Below are 5,243 nucleotides of genomic sequence, written 5' to 3' on the forward strand. Positions count from 1 at the left end.
AGGACGACCCGGTCCGCCGACTCCCGTGTCCCGTCGGCGAGTTCGAGGCCGCCCTCGGCGGGGCGGACCGCCCGGACCGGGACGCCCTGGCGCAGGGCGACGCGGTGGGCGTCGTACCAGTCGGCGGGGCGCAGCAGGATCTGCGCGCGGTCCGCCTTGCCGAGCAGGACGTCCTTGCTGAGCGGGGGACGGTCGTAGGGCAGGCCCGGCTCGGCGGAGTACAGGGTGAGTTCGCCGTCGTACCCCCGCTCGCGCAGGGCCGCGCAGGTGGAGACGGCGGCGAGGCCCGCGCCCACCACGGCGATGTGTTTCACGCGTCGGTCCCGGGGTGCAGCCAGACGCCGCCGTCGCGGACCTCGACGCGGTGCGTGCGCTGGGCGAGGGTGGCCGGCATGCACTGCGGCTCACCGGACTTCAGGCAGAACCGGGCGCTGTGCAGGGGGCATTCGACCTCACCGTCCTCGATCCAGCCCTCCGCCAGGGACGCCTGGCCGTGCGTGCAGGTGTCGTCGAGGGCGAAGTAGGCGCCGCCGTCGTGGAAGACGGCGATGGCGTCGCCGTGGCCGGTCTCCTCGGCGGGGACCCGCAGCGCCTCGCCCTCCTCGATGCCGCCCACCTCGGCGACGCGGATACCGGTGCTCGTCGTACTCATGCGTTGTCCTTCTCGTGCCAGGCGGGCGTGTTCATCAGGTCGCGCCAGCGGGCGTAGAAGCCGCGGGCGGCGCCGTCGCTGTAGAGGCGTCCGGTGGTGCCGGGGTGGATGCCGTCGTCCTCCTCAAGTCCCAGCCCCATCTGGTAGTTGAGGGTCATCGAGCCGGACACGAAGCCGTGCGCGGTGGCCTGGACCTCGCTCCAGTTCTCGCCGTCGTCCTGCTCGAAGATCCCGGTGGGCCCGAACGTCCGCAGGTTGTACAGGCGTTGGGCGTCCTTCACCTCGTCCGGCATCGACCTGTCGACGAGCGTCCAGGCCCAGACCTCCATGCGGTCGGGCCCCTTGGGGTGCCAGACGCGGATCGAGCCGTTGACGGGGAGGTAGGAGAAGTTCGGGAAGACCGTCGCGTGACCCGTCGTCATCGGGCCCTCGACGCGGGCGTCACCGAGGCGTTCGCGCAGCGCGTCGTAGTCGTACCAGTCGTGCACGACCCGGTCGTCGAAGCGGCTCTTGGGGTGCGTGGGGAAACCGGCGCCGTGCCCGAGCGGGTCGGTGTACTGGCGGCCCGGCGTCCGCACGATGTCCGTCCGCGGGCCCTTGCCGGTGGGGGACATGACCATCAGCGCGGAGGCGTGCGAGATGTTGACGTGGTACCAGTCGGAGGCGAACTGCTCGGCGGCGAGCTTCCAGTTGCCCTCCAGGACCCACTTGTGGACCCCGCCGACCACCTCGGTGCCCTCCGGGTCGCGGTCCAGCATCGCGTCCAGGTACCAGGTCATCCCGCCCAGCGCCGCGGTGAGCGGCGGCGCCTCGGGGTTCCACGTCCCGAACACCAGCCCCTTGTACGTCTCGACCCGCGCGACCTCGACGAGCCCCCACCGCTCCCGGTCGAAGTGCGCCGGGTAGTCCTCCTCGTTGGGGACGCCCACGAGCTTCCCCGACGTGTCGTAGGACCAGCCGTGATAGCTGCACGTGAACGCCTTCGTGGCGCCCGCGTCCGCGCGGCACACCCGCATCCCGCGGTGCCGGCACGCGTTCAGGAACGCCCGCAGCTTGCGGTCCCGGCCCAGCGCGACGATCACCGGGTCCTCGCCCATGTACGTCGTGAAGAAGTCACCAGGCTTGGTGAACTGGCTCTCGTGCGCGAGGAAGAGCCAGCTCGGCGCGAAGACGCGGCGCAGCTCCTGCCGGTACACGGCCGGGTCGGCGAAGATCGTGCGGTCGACGAGTCCGTCGTCGAGGTCGAAGTACGCGCCGGCGTCGACCGGCGGCGGGGATCCGGGGGGAAACTGCTGCATGCCCCCAGCAGACGCCACCCGGCGGGGGGCGGCCCAGCGCCCGTTCCGTGGTGCGGCACACGCCGTGCCGCCGACCCCTTTTCCACCCAGTGAAAAGGGGTCCTGCCTGCGCGGACGCGTCCGGCGGGACCGGTCCTGCGGGCATGCGCACCAGACGTTTACAAGCGCCGCGTGTGTCTCATAGGTTGGACGGGCGTCCACTTCAATGGTCGCCAGGTGCTTCCTCTGGAGTCCCCCATGCCTGCTCCCTCCGCTTCCGCCCACCCCGCGCCCGACCAGCAGACCGCGGTCGACAAGGCGCTGGTCCTCCTCAAGTCCCTCGCCCAGGAGGACGGGGACATCGGCGTCAGCGAACTGGCCCGCCGCGCCCGCCTCACCAAGTCCACCGCCTTCCGCCTGCTCGGCATCCTCCAGCGCAACGAGCTCGTGGAGCGGGTCGGGAGCAACTACCGGCTGGGCACCGAGCTCTACGACATGGGCAACCGCGTGTACGGCCCCACCCCGCAGCTCCTCCAGGAACGGCTCCTGCCCTACCTCGCCGACCTGTACGAGCTGACGCACGAAACCGTTCACCTGGCCGTGCTGCGCGGCACCGAGATCGTCTACGTCAACAAGATCCACGGCCACCGCACGACCCGCTCGCCCTCCCGGATCGGCGCCCGGCTGCCCGCCTACTGCACCGGCGTCGGCAAAGCGCTCCTCGCCTTCGACCACGACGCCGCCGAGGCCGCCGTCGCCGCGGGCCTTCCCGCGCGCACCGAGTACACCCTCTCCGACCCCGAGCGGCTCCGCGCCGACCTCGGCCGCATCCGCCGCGAGGGCATCGCCTACGACCGCCAGGAGGTCACCCTCGGCCTCACCTGCGTCGCCGTCCCCATCATGGGGCCCGCCGGACGCCCGGTCGCCGCCCTCTCCGTCGCCGGCGCCGACCACCGCTTCGACCCCACCCGCTATGCCCCCGCCCTGCGCCGCGTGGCCTACGCCGCGGCCCGCACCCTCACCGGCCGTCCCGCCGCCTGACGGGTGCTCAGCGCCGTCCGCCGCCGTACGGGACGCTCCGCACGACATGCACGACGCTCTCCCCGTCCAGTGACTGGTACACGTGCGGCCGGTCGCCCGGGTAGCGCACCGAGTCGCCCGTCGACAGCTCCACCGGGCTGTCGGCGGGACCCACCCGGACCCGGCCGCTCACCACGTACAGGTGCTCCAGCGTGCCCACCGGATGCCCGTCGGACGCCCCGCTCGCGTCGGCGGGGACCCGCACCAGGAAGTTCTCGACGACACCCGAGCCGTACACCTGGCCGAGCGCCCGCGACTCGTACCCGGTCGCCCGCTCCCACAGCACCTCGGCGCTCCGCTGCACGGTGACCGCCTGCTGCCGCTCGGCCACCAGCCGCGTCACCGGCACCCGCAGGGCCCGTGCTATCGCGAACAGCGTGTCGACCGTCGGGTTGCCCGTGCCCTGCTCCAGCCGCGACAGCGTCTGCTTCGCGAGCCCCGCCTGCCGCGCCAGCTCGGCCAGGGACAGGCCGCGCCGCTCCCTGAGCAGCCGGACGTTGTGCGACACCATCGCGTTTCCTGAGGACACCCGACCACTTTAAGCACCCGGCACAGCCTGTGACCCCCGGCCGGTGCCCGCTGTGCCGCGCAGCGGAACACGGGCTGGGGAACGCCCCCCGCTCCGGGTGAACGTGACTGCGTGCTAGCTGCAACCGCCATCTCCCAGAGCGCCGCCGACCCGCTGTCCGGCCTGGTGCTGCGCGACGTCCCCGAGCCGACGCCGAAGCCCGGCTGGTCCCGGGTCCGCGTCGTGGCCTCCTCCCTCAACATGCACGACCTGTGGACCCTGAGGGGCGTCGGCCACCCGCCGGAGCGGCTCCCGATCGTCCTCGGCTGCGACGCCGCCGGCTACGACGACGACGGCAACGCCGTCATCGTCCACCCCGTCCTCGGCGACCCCGACGCCGGGCGCGGAGACGAGACCCTCGACCCGGACCGGGCGCTGCTGTCCGAGCGGCACGACGGGGCCTTCGCCGAGTACCTGACCGTCCCCACCCGCAACCTCGTGCCGAAACCGGAGTGGCTCTCCTTCGACGAGGCCGCCTGCCTGCCCGTCGCCTGGACGACCGCCTACCGCATGCTGTTCACACAGGCCCGGATCACCGCCGGGGACCGGGTCCTCGTGCAGGGCGCCGGCGGCGGCGTCGCCTCCGCGGCGATCCGGCTGGCCGTCGCCGCCGGGGCCGTCGTCTACGCCACCAGCCGCAGCGAGGCCAAACGCGCCGAGGCCCTCGCCTGGGGCGCCCGCGCCGCGCTCGCCACCGGGGAGCGGGTCCCGGAGCGGGTGGACGTCGTCATCGAGACCGTCGGCGAGGCGACCTGGTCGCACTCCCTGAAGTCCCTGCGCCCCGGCGGCGCGGTCGTCGTCGCCGGCGCCACCAGCGGCACCAACCCGCCCGCCGACCTCGGCCGGATCTTCTACCTCCAGCAGCGGATCCTCGGCTCCACCGGCTGCACCCGCGCCGAACTCGTCGCGATGCTCCGCATGATGGAGGCGACCGGCACCCGGCCCGTGATCGACCGGGCCCTCCCGCTGTCCGGGATCCACCAGGGCTTCCAGCTCATGATCGACGGCGGGCTCACCGGAAAGCTCGTCATCAACCCGCCGGCCTCCGGCAGTTAAGGGAGCCCCCGCCATGACCGCAGCCGCCGTGGGGCTCTCCCACTCGCCGCTCATCGGGAAGAACGACCCCGCGCCCGACGTCCTCGTCCGCGTCGAGAGGGCCGTCGAGGAAGCACGCCGCTTCGTGCGGGACTTCGACCCCGAACTCGTCGTGCTGTACGCGCCCGACCACTACAACGGCTTCTTCTACAAGGAGATGCCCCCCTTCTGCCTCGCCACCGAGGCCCACGCGGTCGGTGACTTCGGCACCCCGGCGGGCCCCCTGTCCGTCGACACGGCCGCCGCCAAGGCCCTCGCCCAGGGCGTCCTGGACCGGGGCGTCGACCTCACCGTCTCCGCCCGCATGACCGTCGACCACGGCTTCGCGCAACCCCTCGACGTCCTCTTCGACGGCATCGACCGCGTCCCCGTCGTCCCCGTCTTCGTCAACGGCGTCGCCACCCCGCTCGGCCCGGTCGGCCGCATCCGCGCGCTGGGCACGGCACTGGGGGAGGCCGCGGCCGAACTCGACCGGCGCGTGCTGTTCCTCGCCTCCGGCGGCCTCTCCCACGACCCGCCGGTCCCCGTCCTCGACGGCGCCCCGCCGCGCGTCGCCGACGCCCTCATCGAG

The 5,243-nt window shown here is 73.1% G+C and carries 7 protein-coding genes; 3 read left to right on the top strand and 4 right to left on the bottom strand.

The features are described from left to right. The 3 genes from ACVNF4_RS32155 to ACVNF4_RS32165 all read right to left on the bottom strand — a co-directional run. Positions 1 to 314 (bottom strand): FAD-dependent oxidoreductase (locus tag ACVNF4_RS32155; RefSeq protein ID WP_461806405.1); only part of this gene is annotated, 314 nt, incomplete at its 3' end. Further along, positions 311 to 652 (bottom strand): bifunctional 3-phenylpropionate/cinnamic acid dioxygenase ferredoxin subunit, encoded by a 342-nt coding sequence (locus ACVNF4_RS32160; RefSeq protein ID WP_461806406.1) that lies wholly within the window; start codon positions 650 to 652, stop codon positions 311 to 313. The genes ACVNF4_RS32155 and ACVNF4_RS32160, both read right to left, overlap by 4 nt. Further along, positions 649 to 1,950: an aromatic ring-hydroxylating dioxygenase subunit alpha gene (locus ACVNF4_RS32165; RefSeq protein WP_461806407.1), complete on the bottom strand. Its 1,302-nt coding sequence runs from the start codon at positions 1,948 to 1,950 to the stop codon at positions 649 to 651. Before ACVNF4_RS32165 ends, ACVNF4_RS32160 begins: the two co-directional genes overlap by 4 nt. 237 nt (positions 1,951 to 2,187) lie before the next feature. Between ACVNF4_RS32165 and ACVNF4_RS32170 the strand changes: the two genes are divergently transcribed. Continuing rightward, positions 2,188 to 2,970, top strand: coding sequence for an IclR family transcriptional regulator (locus ACVNF4_RS32170; RefSeq protein WP_461806408.1), 783 nt, complete (start codon positions 2,188 to 2,190; stop codon positions 2,968 to 2,970). 7 nt (positions 2,971 to 2,977) lie between these two features. Here the strand turns inward: ACVNF4_RS32170 and ACVNF4_RS32175 are convergent, their stop codons facing one another. Continuing rightward, positions 2,978 to 3,538 (bottom strand): helix-turn-helix domain-containing protein, encoded by a 561-nt coding sequence (locus tag ACVNF4_RS32175; protein ID WP_461806409.1) that lies wholly within the window; start codon positions 3,536 to 3,538, stop codon positions 2,978 to 2,980. A gap of 111 nt (positions 3,539 to 3,649) precedes the next feature. Here ACVNF4_RS32175 and ACVNF4_RS32180 point away from each other — a divergent pair, with 111 nt between their 5' ends. Beyond that, the gene (locus ACVNF4_RS32180; protein ID WP_461806410.1) at positions 3,650 to 4,633 is read left to right on the top strand and encodes a zinc-binding dehydrogenase; all 984 of its coding nucleotides are present in this window, start codon (positions 3,650 to 3,652) and stop codon (positions 4,631 to 4,633) included. Between the two features lie 13 nt (positions 4,634 to 4,646). Beyond that, on the top strand, positions 4,647 to 5,243 hold a 597-nt coding region (locus tag ACVNF4_RS32185), incomplete at its 3' end, for a 3-carboxyethylcatechol 2,3-dioxygenase (RefSeq protein ID WP_461806411.1).

Source organism: Streptomyces sp. S6, assembly GCF_054880855.1.

Excerpts from the sequence above, each read along its gene's own strand:
- ACVNF4_RS32160 (WP_461806406.1), bottom strand. The coding sequence starts at position 652 with ATGAGTACGACGAGCACCGGTATCCGCGTCGCCGAGGTGGGCGGCATC.
- ACVNF4_RS32165 (WP_461806407.1), bottom strand. The coding sequence starts at position 1,950 with ATGCAGCAGTTTCCCCCCGGATCCCCGCCGCCGGTCGACGCCGGCGCG.
- ACVNF4_RS32170 (WP_461806408.1), top strand. The coding sequence starts at position 2,188 with ATGCCTGCTCCCTCCGCTTCCGCCCACCCCGCGCCCGACCAGCAGACC.